Annotated in this window: 17 protein-coding genes; 10 read left to right on the top strand and 7 right to left on the bottom strand. The window is 64.9% G+C overall.

Annotated elements, in window-relative coordinates; genetic code table 11:
- Positions 1-255: 255 nt before the first annotated feature.
- Positions 256-1,536: a peptidase MATCAP family protein gene (locus HBF25_RS17310; RefSeq protein WP_166950602.1), complete on the top strand. Its 1,281-nt coding sequence runs from the start codon at positions 256-258 to the stop codon at positions 1,534-1,536.
- Between the two features lie 7 nt (positions 1,537-1,543).
- Here HBF25_RS17310 and HBF25_RS17305 read toward each other — a convergent pair whose 3' ends face one another.
- The gene (locus tag HBF25_RS17305; protein WP_166950601.1) at positions 1,544-3,352 is read right to left on the bottom strand and encodes a reprolysin-like metallopeptidase; all 1,809 of its coding nucleotides are present in this window, start codon (positions 3,350-3,352) and stop codon (positions 1,544-1,546) included.
- A gap of 228 nt (positions 3,353-3,580) precedes the next feature.
- On the opposite strand from HBF25_RS17305, the gene HBF25_RS17300 reads away from it, so the two are divergent.
- The 3 genes from HBF25_RS17300 to HBF25_RS17290 all read left to right on the top strand — a co-directional run bounded on the left by HBF25_RS17300 (position 3,581) and on the right by HBF25_RS17290 (position 9,371).
- A complete protein-coding gene (locus HBF25_RS17300; protein ID WP_166950599.1) occupies positions 3,581-5,872 on the top strand; it encodes an NADP-dependent malic enzyme in 2,292 nt (763 codons plus the stop codon).
- A 234-nt stretch (positions 5,873-6,106) separates the two neighbouring features.
- Complete coding sequence (gene aceE / locus HBF25_RS17295; protein ID WP_166950597.1) at positions 6,107-8,800, top strand: pyruvate dehydrogenase (acetyl-transferring), homodimeric type; 2,694 nt, start codon at positions 6,107-6,109, stop codon at positions 8,798-8,800.
- A 223-nt stretch (positions 8,801-9,023) separates the two neighbouring features.
- On the top strand, positions 9,024-9,371 hold the full coding sequence (locus tag HBF25_RS17290; protein WP_166950595.1) for a DUF4377 domain-containing protein: 348 nt from the start codon (positions 9,024-9,026) through the stop codon (positions 9,369-9,371).
- 70 nt (positions 9,372-9,441) lie between these two features.
- Here the strand turns inward: HBF25_RS17290 and HBF25_RS17285 are convergent, their stop codons facing one another.
- Complete coding sequence (locus HBF25_RS17285; RefSeq protein ID WP_166950593.1) at positions 9,442-9,771, bottom strand: hypothetical protein; 330 nt, start codon at positions 9,769-9,771, stop codon at positions 9,442-9,444.
- Positions 9,772-9,870: 99 nt separating this feature from the next.
- Positions 9,871-10,554, bottom strand: coding sequence for a glutathione S-transferase (locus tag HBF25_RS17280; protein WP_166950591.1), 684 nt, complete (start codon positions 10,552-10,554; stop codon positions 9,871-9,873).
- A 109-nt stretch (positions 10,555-10,663) separates the two neighbouring features.
- On the opposite strand from HBF25_RS17280, the gene HBF25_RS17275 reads away from it, so the two are divergent.
- On the top strand, positions 10,664-10,972 hold the full coding sequence (locus HBF25_RS17275; protein ID WP_166950589.1) for a DUF3247 family protein: 309 nt from the start codon (positions 10,664-10,666) through the stop codon (positions 10,970-10,972).
- 161 nt (positions 10,973-11,133) lie between these two features.
- Here HBF25_RS17275 and HBF25_RS17270 read toward each other — a convergent pair whose 3' ends face one another.
- Positions 11,134-12,432: a thioredoxin family protein gene (locus HBF25_RS17270; protein WP_166950587.1), complete on the bottom strand. Its 1,299-nt coding sequence runs from the start codon at positions 12,430-12,432 to the stop codon at positions 11,134-11,136.
- Between the two features lie 80 nt (positions 12,433-12,512).
- Positions 12,513-13,772, bottom strand: coding sequence for an MFS transporter (locus tag HBF25_RS17265; protein WP_166950585.1), 1,260 nt, complete (start codon positions 13,770-13,772; stop codon positions 12,513-12,515).
- Between the two features lie 99 nt (positions 13,773-13,871).
- Here HBF25_RS17265 and HBF25_RS17260 point away from each other — a divergent pair, with 99 nt between their 5' ends.
- Positions 13,872-14,582 (top strand): YdgH/BhsA/McbA family protein, encoded by a 711-nt coding sequence (locus HBF25_RS17260; protein WP_166950583.1) that lies wholly within the window; start codon positions 13,872-13,874, stop codon positions 14,580-14,582.
- Between the two features lie 687 nt (positions 14,583-15,269).
- Here the strand turns inward: HBF25_RS17260 and HBF25_RS17255 are convergent.
- Together HBF25_RS17255 and HBF25_RS17250 are read right to left on the bottom strand one after the other, a co-directional pair.
- Complete coding sequence (locus tag HBF25_RS17255; protein ID WP_166950581.1) at positions 15,270-16,091, bottom strand: ferritin-like domain-containing protein; 822 nt, start codon at positions 16,089-16,091, stop codon at positions 15,270-15,272.
- Between the two features lie 105 nt (positions 16,092-16,196).
- Positions 16,197-16,610, bottom strand: coding sequence for a universal stress protein (locus HBF25_RS17250; RefSeq protein ID WP_166950579.1), 414 nt, complete (start codon positions 16,608-16,610; stop codon positions 16,197-16,199).
- A gap of 207 nt (positions 16,611-16,817) precedes the next feature.
- Here HBF25_RS17250 and HBF25_RS17245 point away from each other — a divergent pair, with 207 nt between their 5' ends.
- The 4 genes from HBF25_RS17245 (at position 16,818) to HBF25_RS17230 (ending at position 19,289) form a co-directional block, all read left to right on the top strand.
- On the top strand, positions 16,818-17,270 hold the full coding sequence (locus tag HBF25_RS17245) for a hypothetical protein (protein WP_166950577.1): 453 nt from the start codon (positions 16,818-16,820) through the stop codon (positions 17,268-17,270).
- 126 nt (positions 17,271-17,396) lie between these two features.
- Positions 17,397-17,924 (top strand): peroxiredoxin, encoded by a 528-nt coding sequence (locus tag HBF25_RS17240; protein ID WP_166950575.1) that lies wholly within the window; start codon positions 17,397-17,399, stop codon positions 17,922-17,924.
- Positions 17,925-17,926: 2 nt separating this feature from the next.
- A complete protein-coding gene (locus HBF25_RS17235) occupies positions 17,927-18,472 on the top strand; it encodes a hypothetical protein (protein ID WP_166950573.1) in 546 nt (181 codons plus the stop codon).
- A 61-nt stretch (positions 18,473-18,533) separates the two neighbouring features.
- A complete protein-coding gene (locus HBF25_RS17230) occupies positions 18,534-19,289 on the top strand; it encodes a DUF2884 family protein (RefSeq protein ID WP_166950571.1) in 756 nt (251 codons plus the stop codon).
- Positions 19,290-19,333 lie beyond the last annotated feature (44 nt).

The raw sequence follows: 19,333 nt of genomic DNA, 5'->3' as shown, positions 1-19,333 counted from the left end.
CGCGCGACCTGGCATGCCACGACCCGACCGGTCGCGCGCAGGCGCGCTCCTACAAGGGCGCTGGGTTGTAGGAGCGCGCCTCGCGCGCGACCTGGCATGCCTCGACCCGACCGGTCGCGCGCAGGCGCGCTCCTACAGGGCGCCGGTTTGTAGGAGCGCGCCTTGCGCGCGACCGGGCATGCCACGACCCGCCGGTCGCGCGCGAAGCACGCTCCTGCAAGGCCCGGCCTGCCGGCTGGGCTTATACTCCGGCCCATGCACGCCAAGGCCGACTCCGCTGTTCTCTCCGCCGATATGCGCCGCTTTGCGGCCCTGGACCAGCGTCTGCTGGCGGCGGTCCGCAATATCCGCATCCTGCCGACCGTTTCCTGGCCGGCCTCGGTCGAAGAGCGGCTGATTGCCGAATTCAGCGCCGGGCGGCTGTCCCTGCCCGAAATCCGCTACCACCGCCCCGAACTGGGCGAGACCCGGGCGGAACTGGAGGACATCGAGAAGGACGCCGGCGAAGACCACCCTATCGCCGAATACCTGCGGCGTACAGCCGAGTCCTGGCGCATCGCGACCCATATGCTGGACGCGGCCGGTACCGATGGCGTCACCGATGCCTCCATCCTCCTGTACGGCCGGCCGGGTGACGCCATCCCGGGTAGCAGTCGCAGCAACCTCGACGCGGCGCGCTATTTCGTCGACCTTGCCGATGAACTGGGTGCCGACCTCGAAACCGAGGACGCGGCAGGCAATATCCCGGCCGAATCGCTGCAGCGCGACATGGCCCGCGAGCTGGACGCCTTTTTCGCCCCCGGCACCATCTCGGTGGAAGTGGACCCGGAACTCACGGCCAAGGCCGCGGCCGGCGCGACCCGCATCCGCCTGCGTGGTGGTGCCCGCTTCACCGAGTACGACCGCCACCAGCTCCTGGCCCACGAAGCCTTCGTTCACTCCCTGACAGCGCTAAATGGTCGCGAGCAGCCGGTGCTGGCCTCGCTGGCCCGCACCTCGCCCCGTGTCACGGCAACCCAGGAAGGCCTGGCCGTGTTCGCTGAGCTGATGTCCGGCGCCATCGACATCTCGCGCCTGAAGCGCATCAGCCTGCGCATCCTCGCGATCGACATGGCGCTGAACGGCGCCGATTTCGTCGAAGTGTTCCGCTATTTCCGCGAATGCGGGCAGAACGTGCCGGACAGCTTCCATTCGGCGCAACGCGTCTTCCGTGGCGTGCCGCTCACCGGTGGCTCGGCCTTTGCGAAGGACAACGTCTACCTGACCGGCCTGCTCGCGGTGCATACGTTCTTCCGCTGGGCCCTGCGCCAGCGCAGGCTGGACCTGCTACGCAACCTGTTTGCGGGCAAGCTGGCACTGCACGACGTGATGAGTCTCGAAGCGCATTTCGCGAACGGTGACATCGCACCGCCGCGCTATCTGCCGCCGTGGATGCAGCACGTGCATGGACTGGCCGGCAAGCTGGCCTTTTCGCTGTTCGTGAATCACATTCACATGGCGAGAGTAGAGGCCGAGGAAATCTCGCTCGGCCTGTAGACGCGCGTTACCCGATACTGAAATCCCCCGGCGAAACAGCGAAGAACGGTCGCCAGTCGCAGCGGATGCGCAGGCGGCCCTTGTCCGTGGGAGGCACCTCGTTGGGAAGGTCGAGTGTCGCCTCGCCGTCGTTGCGTTCGTCGCGGGCGAGTTCGTAAGGCCATGTCTCGCCGCCGTCCACGGATAGATGCACATCGAGAAAGTGACAGGAAATCGGTGGCTGTGTCGTACCGGCGACATCCCATCGCACCGCCAGGGATGCACCCGGTGCGAGTCGCGTCGCGGCTGCCGGCATCGTCATGGAAAACGGCCGGCCGGTATCCACGACGCGCAGACGCCGGTCTGCGTGCGCAGTGGTCGCGTCATCGCCGCCGTTGTCACGTACGGTGAGCCGGAAATTCAGCAGCCGGTTCGTTGTGGGTAACGCCTCGCCCGGGGCCGCATCTTCGCGGCCCAGCAGGGCGGCGAGCCGGGGAAAGATCCGTTGTGACGTAGTGGCCGGTGGCATCGAGCGAAACAGCGGCCCCTGGCCGTCGTCCTTCAGCGCGCCTTTCTGCTCCGGCCCGGCATCCATCTGCTCCCAGGTGTAAGTCAGTCGCCTGCCCGGTTCGCCGGGAAATACCCGTGCATCCAGCAGGAACGGCGTGCGTGCGGGAATGACGGCTTCCTCGGCAACGGATGCCGGGTCGATCCATGGCGCACTGGCCTTGCCCAGACGCTTGCGCGCGCAGCTTCCACCGCGTGATGCCAGCCAGGAACGCACCTGAGCGATATTCGCCGCGTGGAAATAGGCGTCGGAACGCGGTTGCAGCCATTGTGCCTCGCCGCCGCAGCGTGTCGGTGCGTAGCCCATGGCCGTGCTGCCGCTGCCCGGTTCGAAGGCCCGATCGTCCAGAGTGAAGCGTATGCAGCCATTTGCCGTGGGCCATGCGCCCAATTGCGAGCCCAGGACGTGGAGCATGAAATCCTGCGCGTAGGGTTCTGTATCCGGATGCGCGTGTCCGCTCCAGCCTGCTGCCTTGTGCGTGGCGTGGAAGTCGGCCGAGAGATCGTTGCTGCATGATGTGCCGGTTTCACTGTAGCCACCGAAGATGTCAGTCAGCGTATGGCCGATGTCGTATGCGCTCTCGCCGATCCGGCGATTGATGAATTCGACCGACGCCGGCCCTGGTTCCGAGGCCTCGAACGGATCGTCTTCCGGCCGGGTCAGGATGAGGCGGTCGTTACGTGCCGCGAGTGTCAGGTGGACACCGAAATCCGTTTCGAGGATGTCGTTGGCCCTGTTCACCTCATGTGCGGCCGCGACAAGACCGCCTTCCACGGTGCCGCCGAACTTCGCCGTGCGACGACTCGTCGATGCAACGGCGATACGAAAATCATGGTGCGTCGCACCATTGAATGGATGTTGCCGGGATGGACGCGTTGCGATCAGGGGCGAGTTGATTGATAAGGAATGCCGGGGCGGCACGGGCGTGCTTCCGCTCACATCATGACCGTTCAAACGCAGGGTCCACGTGTCGTTTCCATCGCGGAGGCTCAGGTGCGTGGCACTCCGGGACACGTCGAGCCGTGCGCTGCGTCCCGTCGCGTCATGACCGCGAAAACTGCGCAGGCCGGGATACCGGCGCATCAGGCTGGCCGGAAGGCTGCGCGAATCGACCAGGTGGAAGGGCGAAAGCCCGCCATTGCTCAACGGCAGGTCGATATCCACGCCGTCGGAGCCGTTCGTCGGCACCGCGGAAAGGGCTGCGCGAAGCGCTTCGGGATCGGGTGGCGTCGTAAGCGCGGTGGACAGGGCAAGTGCAAGCAGGGGCATGGAAAGCCTCCATGAAAAGAGGGCTTTCGAGCGTACGCAGGCGCATGGCCGGGCGCGGTCGTTCGTGCCTGCGTCGCTACGTAGGTTTTGCCTATCACAGCCGGTCGCAATGGATCACACCGGAGCGGCGGAGAGCGCCCGCCCCGGTGCTAACATGGATCCCTATATCGCGCGGCGACGGGCCGCAACCCCACTTTTCCTTTTTCCCATTACATCCCGCAGGATCCCATGGCCATTTCCGAGGAACTGAGGCAAGCCGCCCTCGAGTACCACCGCCTTCCCCGCCCGGGCAAGATCAAGGTCACGCCGACCACGTCGCTGCTGACCCAGCGCGATCTGTCGCTTGCGTATTCGCCGGGCGTTGCCGCCGCGTGCGATGCGATCGTCGCCGATCCGCAGACCGCCGCCGAACTCACCGCGCGTTCCAATCTCGTCGCCGTGATTTCCAACGGCACCGCCGTGCTCGGCCTGGGCAACATCGGTGCGCTCGCCAGCAAGCCGGTGATGGAAGGCAAGGGCGTGCTGTTCCAGAAGTTCGCCGGCATCGATGTGTTCGACATCGAGATCAACGAAACCGATCCGGACAAGCTGGTGGAGATCATCGCCAGCCTCGAACCCACCTTCGGCGGCATCAACCTCGAAGACATCAAGGCACCGGAGTGCTTCGTCGTGGAGCGCAAGCTGCGCGAGCGGATGAAGATCCCCGTCTTCCACGACGACCAGCACGGCACGGCGATCATCGTCGGTGCGGCCGTCATCAATGCGCTGCTGGTCACCGGCAAGAAGATCGAAGACGTCAAGCTCGCCACCACCGGCATGGGCGCGGCAGGCATTTCCTGCGTGGACATGCTCGTGACCCTGGGCATGAAGAAGGAAAACATCCTCGCCTTCGACCGCGACGGTGTGCTGCATTCCGGTCGCACCGATCTCGATCCCGACAAGCAACGTTACGCACGCGATACCGACAAGCGCACGCTGGCCGAGATCGTCGAAGGCGCCGATATCTTCCTGGGCCTGTCCGCCGGCGGCATCCTGAAGCCTGAGATGGTGGCCACCATGGCCGACCGTCCGATCATCTTCGCGCTGGCCAATCCCAACCCGGAAATCCTGCCGGAAGACGCCAAGGCCGTGCGCCCGGACTGCATCATGGCGACGGGCCGCTCGGATTACCCGAACCAGGTCAACAACGCCCTGTGCTTCCCGTACCTGTTCCGCGGTGCGCTGGATGTCGGCGCGTCGGTGATCAACGAGGCCATGAAGGTGGCCTGCGTGAAGGCCATCGCCGAGCTGGCCCGCCGCGAAGCGTCCGACGTGAGCGCGCGTGCCTACGGTGGCAAGCCGCCGAGCTTCGGTCCGGAGTACCTCATTCCGCAGCCGTTCGACCCGCGCCTGGTGATCCAGTTGCCGCCGGCCATTGCCCGCGCGGCGATGGATTCGGGCGTGGCTGCCCGTCCCATCGAGGATTTCCCGGCTTACGTCGAAGAGCTCACGGGCTTCGTGTTCCGCACGGGCCTGCTCATGAAGCCGGTGTTCGACCGCGCCAAGGCCGACCCCAAGCGGGTGGTTTACGCCGAGGGCGAGGAAGACACCGTGCTGCGCGCCGTGCAGACCGTGGTGGACGAAGGCCTGGCCCGGCCGATCCTGGTGGGCCGCCCGGATGTCATCGAGAAGCGCATCACCCGCGCCGGCCTGCGCCTGAAGGCCGGTGTCGATTTCGAGCTGTGCAACATCCACTCCGACCCTCGTTTCGAAGACTACTGGCGCCTGTACCACTCCATCATGGAGCGCCGTGGCGTCACGCCGGCCTCGGCCAAGGCCGTGGTGCGCTCGCGTCCGTCGGTGATCGCCGCCCTCATGGTCCAGCGCGGCGAAGCCGACGCGATGATCTGCGGCCTGGTGGGCACCTACCACAGCAAGCTGGAATACATCCGCGACATCATCGGCCTGGACGACGGCGTGGCCGAGGCTTCCGCCATGGCGGCGGTGTCCACGGAAAAGGGCACGTTCTTCTTCCTCGACACCTATGTGCAGGACGACCCCACGGCCGAGCAGATCGCCGAGGCCACGCTGCAGGCCTCCATCCGCCTGAAGCTGTTCGGCGTGCAGCCGAAGATCGCTCTGCTGTCGAACTCGAATTTCGGCGGCCGTGAGACGCCCAGCTCGCGGAAGATGCGCGAGGCGCTGAAGCTCATCCGCCAGAAGGTGCCCAAGCTGGAAGTGGAGGGCGAGATGCAGGCCGACGTGGCCCTCACCCCGGAACTGCGCGAGCGGATCTTCCCGAACTCGCGCCTGGAGGGCGAGGCCAACGTCTTCGTGTTCCCGAACCTGGACGCGGCCAACACGGCCTACAACATGATCCGCGTGCTCTGCGACGGCGTGGTCATCGGTCCGATCCTCATGGGCGTGGCCAAGCCGGCCCACATCCTCACCCCGCAGGCCACGGTCCGCCGGGTGGTGAACATGACCTCGGTTGCCTGTGTCGAGGCCCAGATCCGCGCGGGTTCCAAGCCAAGGTCCTGAAGCCAGGGCTCTTTCTGTAGGAGCGCGCCTTGCGCGCGACCGGGCATGAGGTAACCATCCACGGTTGCCGCACCCCCGGTCGCGCGCAAGGCGCGCTCCTACAGTTAAATCGATACAAATGGGCCGTACGGCCGCGTATGCCGAAAGCTTGGAGTATCATCAGCAGGTTTCCCGCCACCCCAAGCGGGCTCCTCCAGTCACCATGAGCGCGCGTCATGCGCGAGCGGAGCATCCATGGACCAGATCGACGATATCCTCAACCAGGACCTCGACCCCACCGAGACCCGTGAATGGGTCGAGTCGCTCAACGCCGTCATCAATCACGATGGCACCGAGCGCGCTCACTACCTGCTTGAGCGCATGGTCGACTCCACCCGTCGTGCCGGCGGCTACCTGCCGTTTGCCCCGACCACGGAGTACGTCAACACCATCCCGCCGCACATGGAAGCGCGCAGCCCGGGTGATGCGGCCATCGAATGGCGCATCCGCTCGCTGATCCGCTGGAATGCCCTGGCCACCGTCGTGCGCGCCAACCGCAAGCCCGGCGACCTCGGCGGCCACATTTCCAGCTTCGCCTCGTCGGCCACCCTGTACGACGTGGGCTTCAACCATTTCTGGCGCGCTCCCAGCGCCGAGCACCCGGGCGACCTGGTGTTCCACCAGGGCCATTCGGCGCCGGGCGTCTACGCCCGCTCGTTCCTGGAAGGCCGCATCGGCGAAGACCAGCTCGACCTCTTCCGCATGGAAGTGGAAGGCAAGGGCCGTGGCCTGTCCTCGTACCCGCATCCCTGGCTCATGCCGGACTACTGGCAGGTGCCCACCGTCTCGATGGGCCTCGGCCCCATCCAGGCGATCTACCAGGCCCAGTTCTGGAAGTACCTCGAACACCGCGGCCTGATGCCGAAGACCGATCGCAAGATCTGGTGCTTCATGGGCGACGGCGAGTCGGACGAGCCGGAATCGCTGGGTGCGATCTCCCTGGCCGGCCGCGAAGGCCTCGACAACCTCATCTTCGTCATCAATTGCAACCTGCAGCGCCTCGACGGCCCGGTGCGTGGCAACGGCAAGATCATCCAGGAACTGGAAGGCGTGTTCCGTGGCGCCGGCTGGAATGCCATCAAGGTCGCCTGGGGCAGCTACTGGGATCCGCTCCTGGCCCGCGACACCACGGGCAAACTGCGCCAGCTCATGATGGAAACCGTGGACGGCGAATACCAGGCGTGCAAGGCCTTCGGCGGCGCGTACACGCGCGAGAAGTTCTTCGGCAAGTACCCGGAAACCGCCGCGCTGGTCGCCAACATGTCCGACGACGACATCTGGCGCCTCAACCGCGGTGGCCACGATCCGCACAAGGTCTACGCGGCCTACCACGCGGCCGTGAACACCAAGGGCATGCCCACCGTGATCCTCGCCAAGACGGTGAAGGGCTACGGCATGGGCGCCGCCGGTGAATCGCAGAACCCGGCGCACAACCAGAAGAAGATGGACACCGACGCGATCCGCGCCTTCCGCGACCGCTTCAACATCCCGGTGCCCGACGACAAGCTCGACGAAGTGCCGTACTACCACCCGGGCAAGGACTCCGAGGAAGTGCAGTACATGCTCGAGCGCCGTCGCGCGCTCGGCGGTTCGCTGCCGCAGCGTCGTCGCAAGTCCGACACGTCGTTCCAGGCCCCCTCGCTCGAAGCCTTCGAGCAGATCACCAAGGGCACGGGCGATCGCGAAATCTCCACCACCATGGCCCTGGTCCGTGGCATGAACCTCATGCTGCGCGACAAGGAGCTCGGCCCCCGCATCGTGCCCATCGTGGCCGACGAGGCCCGCACCTTCGGCATGGAAGGCATGTTCCGTCAGATCGGCATCTACGCGCCGTTTGGCCAGAAGTACCGCCCGCAGGACGCCGACCAGCTGCTTTACTACCGTGAAGACCAGAAGGGCCAGGTGCTGCAGGAAGGCATCAGCGAAGCCGGCGGCATGAGCGCCTGGCTGGCGGCTGCCACCAGCTACAGCATCAGCAACACCCCGATGCTGCCGTTCTTCATCTACTACTCGATGTTCGGCTTCCAGCGCATCGGCGACCTCTGCTGGGCTGCCGGCGACATGCGCGCGCGCGGCTTCCTCATCGGCGGCACCTCGGGTCGCACCACGCTCAACGGTGAAGGCCTGCAGCACGAAGACGGTCACTCGCACCTGCTCTCCGGCGCGATCCCGAACGTGGTGTCGTACGACCCCACCTTCTCCTACGAGCTGGCCGTCATCCTGCAGGATGGCACCCGCCGCATGATGCAGGAGCAGGAAGACGTCTACTACTACATCACGGTCATGAACGAGAACTATGCCCACCCCGACCTGCCGAAGGGCAGCGAGGAAGGCATCGTCAAGGGCATGTACCTGTTCAAGGACGCCGGCAAGCCGAAGAAGAACGAGCCGCGCGTGCAGCTGATGGGTGCGGGCACGATCCTGCGCGAAGTCATCGCCGCTGCCGAGCTGCTTGAGAAGGATTTCGGCGTCTCCGCCGACATCTGGTCGGTGCCGAGCTTCTCCGAAGTACGTCGCGAAGGCTTCGATGCCGAGCGCTGGAACCGTCTGCATCCGGAATCGCCGCAGCGCGTGCCGTACATCACCGGCCTGCTCGCCGATCGCCAGGGCCCGGCCATCGCCGCCACCGACTACGTGCGCGAGCTGGCCGACCAGGTGCGTGCGTTCATGCCGGACGGCATGCGCTACACCGTGCTGGGCACCGACGGCTACGGCCGCAGCGACACCCGCGCCAACCTGCGCTCGCACTTCGAGGTCGATCGTTACTGGATCGCCCACGCTGCCCTGGCTGCCCTCGCGAAGGACGGCAAGGTCAACGCGAAGGACGTCAGCCGCGCGATCAAGGAATACAAGCTCGACATGGACAAGCCCAACCCGATGACGGTCTGATCCGTCGGAAGGTGAGGAACGAAAAGGCCGGGGGAAACCCCGGCCTTCTTCGTTCCGCCTTTTGTAGGAGCGCGCCTTGCGCGCGACCGGTTGTCGCGAAAATCTTGAACTCATCGCCTTGAATGGTCGCGCGCAAGGCGCGCTCCTACAAAAGAAGCCGGCGTTGGCGGGCGCGTCACCTGGGTTGTGTTATGAATCGGCGCAACACTCCAGGAATTCCGTCATGCGCCTTGCCTTCGTCACTGCCGCTGCTCTCTCACTGGCCGCCTGTGCCACCACCTCCGGCGAGCACGGCTCACGCTCGCGCCTGATCTACGTGGCGGCCCAGAAAGCCCCGTGTTCCACGGGTGTGATGAAGACCGAATGCCTTCAGTACCGCGAACAGCCGAACGAACCCTGGCAGCTCAACTACGCTCCCATCGACAACTTCCAGTGGCAGGCGGGTCATGAGTATCTGCTCAAGATCACCGAAGTCGTCGTGAAGAATCCGCCCGCCGACGCCTCGGCCATTCGCTGGCGCGTCGACAAGATTGTCGAACAGCACGCCGTGGATAAGCCGCCTGTCCCTTAAGCATTCGGACTAAACACAAAAAAGGCCGGGAAACCTCCCGGCCTTTTCCATTGCACGCTATGGTCGACGATCAATCGTCGTCGCGCAGCACATGGCGAATCAGCAGAAAGCTGCCAATGGCCGCGGCGGCAATGCCGAGCGTCAGCCCCGGGTTGCGGCGAACCTGCTTACGCAGCCTGCGGTACTGATACGTGGCTTCATCGGCAAAATCCTCGGCCATATAACGCAGGCGCTGCGCATTGCCGTTGTTGCGACGGGCGAACTTGCTGGTCACCCGACGGGTGCGGTCGAGCAGGTCGTGGCCCGTGTCAGCCGCTTCGTCGGCGTAGTGGCGGACACGGCCCGAAACGCCGTTGACGGCACTCTCGACCTGACGGGCGAACTCGCGGTTTCTGCTCATGGGGCGCTCCCTATTGCAAGACGTTACGGACGAGCATCGACTTTGCGATGCCGCCCGTGAGGGCGGTGTAAACAGGCAAGTGCGCGATTGAACAGGGATTCAGCGAGGGCGGCTGGGTGCCAGGTCGTAGTCACCGCCGCGTTCCAGTGCCGCCTGGTAGGCGGGACGGTCGTGAATCCTGTCGAGAAAGGCCATGAGATTTGGCCGGGACGCGCCCAGGGCACCACGGCTCGCCGCCGCTTCCAGCGGGAAGCTCATCTGGATATCGGCCGCCGAGAAAGCGTCTCCGGCGAACCAGCCTGTCTTGCCGATTTCGTTTTCGAGGTAATCCAGGTGAAGGGTGAGCTGCGGATCGACGAAGGCCTTTTGCGCGCCGCGCGCCAGCATGCGTGCGACGGGCTTCGCGAAGAACGGTACGGGTGCCGATTCCATGCGGATGAAGATCAGCTTCAGCAGCAGGGGCGGCATCGCGGAACCTTCCGCGTAATGCAGGAAATAGGTGTAGCGCAGGGCATCCGGCGTGCCTTCGGCGGGCTTCAGGCGGCCCTGGCCATAACGCGATACCAGGTATTCCACGACGGCGCCGGATTCGGCCACCGTCACGTCGCCATCGACCACGATGGGCGATTTGCCCAGCGGATGGATGGCCCGCATTTCCTTCGGTGCCAGCATGGTTTTCGGATCGCGCTGGTAGCGCACGATCTCGTAGGGCAGGCCAAGTTCCTCCAGCAGCCAGAGCACGCGCTGCGAGCGCGAATTGTTGAGGTGGTGAACGACGATCATGGCAGCGGCCCGGCGTGTAGGAGATGGCAGGGTATCAGTGCGCTTCGTCTACATGCCATCGACGGCAGGGGAGTAGGGTCGTGGTTAGCGTCATAACGAGGGTATCGCCATGAGCCGAGAGGCCGACACCGTTCATACCGACCAGGGTTCCATCCAGCGGCTCGAAGCGCTGATCAGGGATATTCGCGACAACGCAAAGGTGAGGCTGCATCTGAAGGACGGCAGTGCCATCGAGGGCATCGTTGCCGTGGTGCCGACCGTGCAGAACTTCGTGGACGCGGAGGGGGTAGAGGGCGTCAATGGCTCCGTGAAGCTCATCGATAACGGGCGGCCTGCGTGGAGCGCCATGGTACGGCTGGATACGATTGCCCGCGTAGAGCACCTGGATTCGGTCGCTTATGGGACATCGCAGAGCTGACCGGTGCCGGCTTCGTATCGACTGCCACCGAAACGCCGGTCAACCTTTTCCACCTGCCACCGCTTCCCTGTAGGAGCGTGCCTTGCGCGCGACCGGTAAAACGAAACGATGCGTGTTTTCGCGATAACCGGTCGCGCGCAAGGCGCGCTCCTACATGAAGGTTATGAGTTCAGGCTGTCTTGCAGTTTCTTTGTCTGTTCGGGGAAGGCCTTGCCCTGTGCGGCGACGGTCTGCGCCACGAGCTTCCTGGCTTCTGCGCCACGATTCAGCGACTTCAATGCCTTTACCCGCACCGACGCCACCGTGATCGCATTGGCACCATAGGCCTTCTTCGCCGCAGCATCGAGATAAGGCAGACCCTCGGCCGCCTTGCCGTTATCCACGAGGCGACGTCCATAACGGTAGTTGTAGACGTAGTCGTCTGGATACGCAGCAATCAGCTGTTTTTCCAGCGTATCCAGCTCATCGGTGGCCTTCGCGCGAACAAGGTAGACGCGCAGGTTGTCGGCCAGATTACGATCGCTCTTCAGGTCGCCATGCAGCTTCTCACGGCTCAGGGCGATACCCTTGCGCAGCACGGCCTGCTCGGCATCGTGATCGCCCAGTGCTTCGTCGAGATCGGCAGCGGTGAGCACGGCGCTGCGCTGGTCGGCGCAGGCCGGCGAAGCGGTGAAGACCTGTGAGGCGAGGTACTGCTCGTAAGGCGCCTTCTGCGGCGACAGCGTGGTGCGACGTGCATCGGCCTGCTGCGATTCGGTGGCGCCGATCAGATCGTCCAGCACATAAGGGCGTTCACAACCGATGTCGGCAGCCAGCACCTTCGTGGCGGCACCGGCGATCGCCGCGTTGTCCTTGTGGTCCTTGGCCTGGAGCAGCAACAGGCGCTGCTTCGCCAGCGCGACGCGCTTATCCTTGTCGGACACGTTGCGCACCATCGGCGGCAACGTATCGAACCAGGCCATGCCTTCGGTGCCCTGGTAGCGCTGCTGGTAGGTATCGAGCACGTCGGCCACCGAGGCCAGCGAGCCCTTGGCGGCCTCGGCCTTCTGCTTCGACAGGCGCGCATCGCCGGAGAGCAGGTTGGCCACCTCGGGATAGAACTTCTCGCGCGGGCGCTCGGCCAGGATGCGGCCCAGTTCCTCGCCGTCGGGACCGATGGCGACATACGTGGGCAGGAAATGCACGTTGTGCTGTTTCATCCAGGCCTGGTCGGCTGGCTTGTCGGCATCGGCTTCATAGAACACGACCTTGCTGTTGAGGTCGGTCCACTCCTTGCCGTTCAGCACGTGGCTGGCCATGTAGTAACAGGAGTAACACCACACGGCCTGGAAATCGATCAGCACCGGCTTGTTCTCGCGCTTGGCCTGGGCCAGGGCGGCATCGATGCTGGGCGGGCCCTCGTGCGCGGCGAAAGCCGGCAGGGCGAGGGCGACGAGGCTGGCGACGAGCAGTCGCTTCATGGTGGACTCCCCCTTTGGTGGTATGGAAGTCCACTCCTATAACAATTCCGGCATCCATTGCCAAATAATGATTTGTTATATTATACCGTGCCGCTGGCGCCCTCCACGGGCTCGGGGTCGGACATCAGCCCCTGGCGTTTCCTCAGCGAAGGGAACCACCACATCCACAGGCCCACCACCACCAGCGTGCCGATGCCCCCGATCAAAGTGGCGTTCACCGCGCCCAGGGCGGCGGCGAGGATGCCCGACTCGAACTCGCCGAGCTGGTTCGAGGTATTGATGAAGATGGCATTGACCGCGCTCACCCGGCCCCGCATGTCGTCGGGCGTCTCCAGCTGGACCAGCGAACCCCGGATCACGACGCTCACCGTATCGAAGGCGCCCAGGGCGAACAGGGCGACCAGGGACAGCGGCAGGGAGGTTGATATCGCGAACACCAGCGTCGCTACGCCGAAGCCGGCCACGGCCGCGAACATGGTCATGCCCACGTTCCGGCGCAGGCTGTGGTGGGCGAGCCACGCGGACATCAGCAGGGCGCCCACGGCCGGTGCCGATCGCAGCAGGCCGAGTCCCCAGGGGCCGGTGTGCAGGATGTCCCGGGCGAAGATCGGCAGCAGCGCCGTGGCCCCGCCCAGCAGCACCGCGAACAGATCGAGCGAGATCACACCGAACACGGCCGGCCGGTGGCGGATGAAGTGCACACCGGCGAACAGGGTCTTCAGGGTAGCGGGCTCGCGTCGTGGCGGCTGGTGGTCGTAGGTGAGCCGGCTCATGAGCACCAGGGCGGTGAGGTAGAGCAGGGCGGAGACCGTATAGACCACGCCCGCTCCGGCGACATAGAGCAGGCCGCCCAGCGCGGGGCCGACGATCATCGCCGCCTGGCCTGCCGCCGAGCTGGACGCCATGGCGCGGGGAAGGATCGCCGCGGGTACCAGGGCCGGCAGCATCGACTGCATGGCGGGGAATTCGATGGCCTTGGCCACGCCCACCACGAACACCAGGGCGAGGATGCCGGCTTCGTCCAGGTGCTTCGTGAAGCTCAGCGTGGCCAGCACCGCGATGGCAACCCACTCCACCATCTGGCAGAGGGTGACGATGCGGCGACGGTCGAACTGGTCGGCGAGGTGTCCGGCGGGCAGGGCGAGAACAACGGAGGGGACGAATTGCACCAGGCCGATCAGGCCGAGGTCGAGGGCGCGTCCGGTGATGGCGTAGATCTGCCAGCCGACGGCGACGGACATCATCTGGAAGCCGAAGCTGGAGGCGTTCTTGGCGAACCAGTACTGCAGGAAGGCGCGATGATGGAGCAGCGATGCCGCTCCAGGGTCTGAGGGAGGCATGATCGATCCTTGGGGGACGCGGCGATTCTACGCCTGCCTTGCCAGGTGCGCCGCCCCGGGGCGAAGCTTAGGGACACGTTTCCCAGGGATTGCCTCCTCATGCGCCGTATCGCTCCGCTCTTCGCCGTTCTCGCCCTCGCAGCCTGTTCGTCCTCGCAGGATCAGCCGGCCGTCCAGCAGGCTCCGGCCGTGAACACCCAGGCCGACGAGGCGGCGAAGAAGCTGGAGACCTACCAGCAGCTGCTGAAGCTGCATAACGATGGTCCGGCCGTGCAGCTGGGGCATGAAATCGTCGACCGCTACCCGGATACCCCGGCAGCCACCGAGGTGAAGAAGACCCTTGATGCGCTGGAGAAAAACTACAAGGAAACCACCGAGAAGAACCGGTTGGCGGCGTTGTGGCTTTATCAGGTGTCGCCAATGCAGGGTGGCACGCAGAGCACGGCCACGATCCAGTCGTCACGGCCGTCCGGCGAGGAAACCGTGCGGCTCATCCTGCGCAGGCATACCGACTGGGGCCAGAGCGTGTTCCTGTATGCCGTAGCGGGCAAGGGCTTCGTCTGCAAGGGTGATTGCTCGCTGAAGGCCAGCTTCGACGGCAAGGAGAAAACCATCAAGGCCTTCCGTCCGCCCACCGGCGAGCCAGCGCTGCTCTTTCGAAACGACGCGCAGTTCCTGAAAGACCTGGCGAAGACGAAGCGGCTGACCATCGACGTGGTGACCATCAGCCGTGGCGAGACCACGCTCACCTTCGAAACGGGCGGCTTCGATGATGCGAAGTGGCAGGCGTTGCCGAAGAAGAAAAAATGACGCGCTGAAAGCCGGTGTGGCGCCCCGTGTTGCTGGTGAACCGGGGCGCTGGGTTCCTGTTTTCACAGGAACGACGAGCCAAGGGTTGCCGTCACCCCGCCTAACCGTCGTTCCAGCGAAAGCTGGAACCCAGAGCGGTGTAGCCGGTTGTCGCGATGAGGTCTCCTACGCCAGAGCCGATGCAGCACTCTCGTCATGCTGGCAAACCGGGGCGCTGGGTTCCTGTTTTCACAGGAACGACGAGCCAAGGGTTGCTGTCACCCCGCCTAACCGTCGTTTCAGCGAAAGCTGGAACCCAGAGCGGTGTAGCCGGTTGTCGCGATGATGTCTCCTACGCCAGAGCCGATGCAGCACCCTCGTCATGCTGGCAAACCGGCGCGCTGGGTTCCTGTTTTCACAGGAACGACGAGCCAAGGGTTGCCGTCACCCCACCTAACCGTCGTTCCAGCGAAAGCTGGAACCCAGCGCGGTGCAGTCGGTTGTCGCGATGAAGCCCCTACGCCAGAGCCGATGCAGCACCCTCGTCATGCTGGCAAACCGGGGCGCTGGGTTCCTGTTTTCACAGGTACGACGGGCGGCCTTCCCCACGCCACTCACGTCATTCCTGCGCACGCAGGAATCCAGTGCAGTGCACAGGGTTTTCGCGAATACGACCCCTACACAAAAGCCCGCAGACAACCCTAACCGTCAGTGCAGGAACAACCGCTCGGTAATCTTCGTTAGCGGCTTTTCAAGGAAGTGATTGAGCTTTGCCGGCAGATCCAGCGGACGCAGCAACATCTTCACCGTCATCTCGGCGGGAATGTGTTTCTTCAACATGCCCTCGGCCCGCGAGGTGACACGACGGAACTCGACGTCGTCCTGGGCCTTCTCCGGATAGCGCGTGTTGAACACGTGGCGCAGCGCGATGTCGCTGTCCTCGTTCTTGATCTCGCTCAGGCGCTTGACCAGCGTCCGCAACGTGCTGAAACGGCCGATGCGATCGCGCTCGCGATACACGCGAAACGCCTGGTAGAAGTGCTTGTAATGACGTACTTCGTCGCTCTTGATGAGGTTGGTCAGCTCGCGCAGCACCGGCTCGTCGGTGACATCGTTGAGCGCGCGATAAAGACTGGCGGTGCCGGTTTCCACGACGCAACGCGCCGCCAGTTCAAGGCCGCGATTGGGTTCGAGTTCCTCCGCCGTGCAGACCGAGCCGTAATGCGCGAAGAAGCTCTTGAAGCCCGTGTCCCAGTCGAACTCCGGCCACACGTGTTTCACATAGGCAGCCAGGGCGCGGCCATGCTGCAGCTCCTCGTGCTCCCAGTGGTCGCGCAGCCAGCCCTGCAGTTCATCATCGCCCGCGAAGTGATCGACCAGGTTGTGCGTATAAAGATCAGAACCGCTCTCCACGAACGAAGAGCTGCAAAGCAGGAAGAACAGGTCTTCGTTATCCCTGACCTTGGCGACCTCGATACGAGACAGATCGAGCTTTTCAAGCGTCCATGGCAGGCTGGCGGCGTAACTCACTGCAGGTGTTCCTCGGCACGAAGGTGATACCGCCCCCTTGGGCGTCTGACCGAATTGTGACAAATGCCGGGCGGATATGGCTACGGACCGCCCGGCAGGGGGGCGTCAACGGACCACGGTGACCGGGACGTGGGCCTTGGCCAGGACGTCGACCGAGGTCGAGCCCAGCAGCCAGCGGGCCAGGGCGCCGCGCTCGGTATGGCCGATCACGATGTGGTCGGCGCCGTGCTGGGAGACGTACTTCAGCAGGGCGTCGCCGGGGCTGCCGGGCACCAGCTTCACGCTCACGGCCGCCTGGGAGGCGGGCGCCAGCTGGCGCACCTCCTCGCGCAGCCCCTTTTCCCGCTCGGTAAGCGAGTCGGCGATCATGGCCGCGGCCATGTCGGTGCCGTTCTCGGTCTGCCAGACCGAGACCACCGAGACGGTGGCCTTCGAGCAGTCGGCCAGTTCCAGCGCGAACAGGTACGCCCGTCGGGCGGTCTCCGAGCCGTCATAGCCGACGAGGATGTGCTTGGGCATGGGGATTCTCCCTGTGGTTGAGATGACCCATGGTAGGCCTGACGTTTGTTAGCGGGGAGTCGTTTCACGGGACCTCAACGATGCCGGGCCTTTCCTGAACGAGCCTGGCGCCGCTTTGGGTTTCTTCACATTGGTGAGTGGAGAATCCTGCGACCGGACAATGTTGTCCGCAGGTTCCTGCCACCTTCCTGCATGGAGATAACGAACATGATCAAGCGTATTACTGGTATGGCTGTCCTGGCTCTGGCAACGGCAGGAGCGTTCGCAGCGCAGCCGGCCCACGCGGCCGAAGCTGCCACCAAGTGCCACATGACCTTCAACACCACCGGCTGGGCCGTCATCTACAAGAAGGCCGATGGCCGCGGTACCGTTCGCTGTGACAACGGCCAGACCGCCAACGTGATCATCCACGTGCGTGGCGGCGGCCTCACCGCCGGCAAGTACAGCATCGAGAACGGCAAGGGTGAGTTCACCAACGTCAAGGGCATCCACGAGATCTACGGCGACTATGCCAATGCGGGCGCCAACGCAGGCGTCGTGAAGAGCGCCGACGCCGCCGCCATGACCAAGGGCGAGGTGTCCCTCGCCATCTCGGGTACGGGCCGTGGCTTCAACCTCGGCGTGGACCTCAGCAAGTTCGAGATCGAACAGGTCAAGTAATCGGCCGTTCCTTGCGCGATCAAGGAAAAGGGCGCCCTCCGGCGCCCTTTTCCGTTTCCGGATGAGGCATCCGCGCGCCTGCCGCGAGTACACTGCTGCGATTCCCTTTCCCCGGAGGTCGTACCCATGCGTCGTTTCCTCATCCTCATCGCCCTGTGCCTCGTGACCGCAACCGCCTGGGCGGCCGGCCCCAACGTAGGCGACCAGGCTCCCGACTTCCACCTTCAGGACCAGAAGGGCGACTGGCACACCCTCGAAACGCACAAGGGCCAGTGGCTGGTGCTGTACTTCTACCCGAAGGATTTCACCGCCGGCTGCACCACCGAGGTCTGCACCTACCGCGACGACACGGCCAAGCTGCACAAGGCAGGCGCCGTCGTGCTCGGTGTGAGCCTGGACGACGTCAAGTCGCACAAGGAGTTTGCCGAGAAGTACCACGTGCCGTTCCCGCTGCTGTCCGATGCCGACAGCGCCGTCGCCACGAAGTACGACGTGCTCACCTCCACGCCCACCGGCCAGAAGTACGCCCGCCGCGAGACCTTCCTGGTGGATCCGAACGGCAAGATCGCCAAGGTCTACAAGGACGTCGATCCGGAGAAGAACTCCGCCCAGGTGCTGGCTGACCTGGCCGAGCTGAAGAAGCAGGGCGCCTGAGCGTGCCTGCACGCAAGCTCTCCGCACCGGGCGGCGGTCATCCGTTCGCCGTCTGGCGCATCGTGGTCTGGCTGGTGATGCTGCTTTCCGCCGTGGGTTTCGTGCTCAATGGCTATGCCGTGTACGTCTTCGGCCAGTCCATCGGCGCCCTGAGCCCGGAAGCCATCGCTGCCGGTGCCGCCGATCCGCGTATCGCACTGGCCTGGTCGCTGGGCTATGCCCTGGCCGCCTTCGGCGTCATGGCACTGGCACTGGCTACGTTGCGCTGGCGCGAGTGGGGCCGGACGTGGCTACGCCCGGTAGCCCTGCTGTTGATGGCCTGGGCCGCGTATACGGGATGGGTCGCCTTCGGTCAGTGGCAGCAGCTGGGCGCGGTGCTGGGGCAGCCCGGCCTTCCGCCTGAACTGCTGGCCATGGGGGCAAGGCATCGCATGATGCTGCTCGTGGGCCTGTCGCTGAAGGTGGTATCCGTGCCGGTACTGGGCTGGCTGTCCTGGAAGCTCGGCACGGTCCGGGTGCGGGAACAGTTCGGGCAGTACGCGCTTTAGCCGGTTCAGCGTCGATTCCCGTCGTGCCCGCTATCGAATGGGCTTTCCTCCCGGACCGCCCATGAGCCCACGATCCGTCACCTTCCTGCTCGCCGCCTGCCTTGCCGGCGGCGCCTCGGCCCAGGAGCTGGACCACGCGTGTCGCGTGGCCAGCTCCTACGATCTCACCATCCGCCCCGACGCCCTGTTGTTCGAGCGGCCGCAGGTGGCTCCCCGGAGCGTGCGCATGCACGACGGCAGCCTCAGCACGGATGGCCGCGCGGTATCGTTACGTCCTGACGAACAGGACAGGGTGGCGCTGTTCGAAAGTCGTCTGCGCGAGCTGGTGCCCAAGGCCAAGGCCATTGCCAGCGACGGCGTGGATCTGGCCGCGCGGGCCGTCCGCGACGAGGCGGCCACCGCTGCGCCGGATGCGGTATCCAGCGGTGAACTGGATCGCGCGCTCAACGCCCGTGTTGCCGACATCAAACGTCGCATCGCCGCCAGCCAGAGCACCCGCGACTGGCAGGAGGACGCCATGCGCACCTACGCGCAGGAAATCGTCTCGGACATCGCGCCCATCCTCACCCAGGACGTGGGCGGCCAGGCGATGCAGCTGGCCATGAATGGCGACCTGCAAGGCGCGGCGGCCCTGCGTGACCGGGTGGCGAGCGTGAGCACGAACGGGCAGGCACGCGTGCTGGCCAGGCTGAAGACGGCGCTGGAGCCGCGCGTCAAAGCCCTTTGTCCCACCGTACGGCAGTTGCAGGACCTGCAATCCGGCCTGCATGACGCCGATGGCCGGCCGCTTGTACTCCTGGAAAATGACGGGGAATGAGCGCTGGCTGAGCGAAGGCCGGTGACGTTTAGGGGGGGCTAAGT

The organism is Luteibacter anthropi (genome assembly GCF_011759365.1).
In the GTDB taxonomy this organism is placed as follows: Bacteria; Pseudomonadota; Gammaproteobacteria; order Xanthomonadales; family Rhodanobacteraceae; genus Luteibacter; species Luteibacter anthropi.
Note: the sequence above shows the minus strand (reverse complement) of the source record. Positions and strands in the feature narration are given on the sequence as shown.

Bases quoted from the DNA above. Each gene is read 5' to 3' on its own strand.
- HBF25_RS17310 (WP_166950602.1), top strand. From the start codon at position 256: ATGCACGCCAAGGCCGACTCCGCTGTTCTCTCCGCCGATATGCGCCGC.
- HBF25_RS17305 (WP_166950601.1), bottom strand. From the start codon at position 3,352: ATGCCCCTGCTTGCACTTGCCCTGTCCACCGCGCTTACGACGCCACCC.
- HBF25_RS17300 (WP_166950599.1), top strand. From the start codon at position 3,581: ATGGCCATTTCCGAGGAACTGAGGCAAGCCGCCCTCGAGTACCACCGC.
- aceE (WP_166950597.1), top strand. From the start codon at position 6,107: ATGGACCAGATCGACGATATCCTCAACCAGGACCTCGACCCCACCGAG.
- HBF25_RS17290 (WP_166950595.1), top strand. From the start codon at position 9,024: ATGCGCCTTGCCTTCGTCACTGCCGCTGCTCTCTCACTGGCCGCCTGT.
- HBF25_RS17285 (WP_166950593.1), bottom strand. From the start codon at position 9,771: ATGAGCAGAAACCGCGAGTTCGCCCGTCAGGTCGAGAGTGCCGTCAAC.
- HBF25_RS17280 (WP_166950591.1), bottom strand. From the start codon at position 10,554: ATGATCGTCGTTCACCACCTCAACAATTCGCGCTCGCAGCGCGTGCTC.
- HBF25_RS17275 (WP_166950589.1), top strand. From the start codon at position 10,664: ATGAGCCGAGAGGCCGACACCGTTCATACCGACCAGGGTTCCATCCAG.
- HBF25_RS17270 (WP_166950587.1), bottom strand. From the start codon at position 12,432: ATGAAGCGACTGCTCGTCGCCAGCCTCGTCGCCCTCGCCCTGCCGGCT.
- HBF25_RS17265 (WP_166950585.1), bottom strand. From the start codon at position 13,772: ATGCCTCCCTCAGACCCTGGAGCGGCATCGCTGCTCCATCATCGCGCC.
- HBF25_RS17260 (WP_166950583.1), top strand. From the start codon at position 13,872: ATGCGCCGTATCGCTCCGCTCTTCGCCGTTCTCGCCCTCGCAGCCTGT.
- HBF25_RS17250 (WP_166950579.1), bottom strand. From the start codon at position 16,610: ATGCCCAAGCACATCCTCGTCGGCTATGACGGCTCGGAGACCGCCCGA.
- HBF25_RS17245 (WP_166950577.1), top strand. From the start codon at position 16,818: ATGATCAAGCGTATTACTGGTATGGCTGTCCTGGCTCTGGCAACGGCA.
- HBF25_RS17240 (WP_166950575.1), top strand. From the start codon at position 17,397: ATGCGTCGTTTCCTCATCCTCATCGCCCTGTGCCTCGTGACCGCAACC.
- HBF25_RS17230 (WP_166950571.1), top strand. From the start codon at position 18,534: ATGAGCCCACGATCCGTCACCTTCCTGCTCGCCGCCTGCCTTGCCGGC.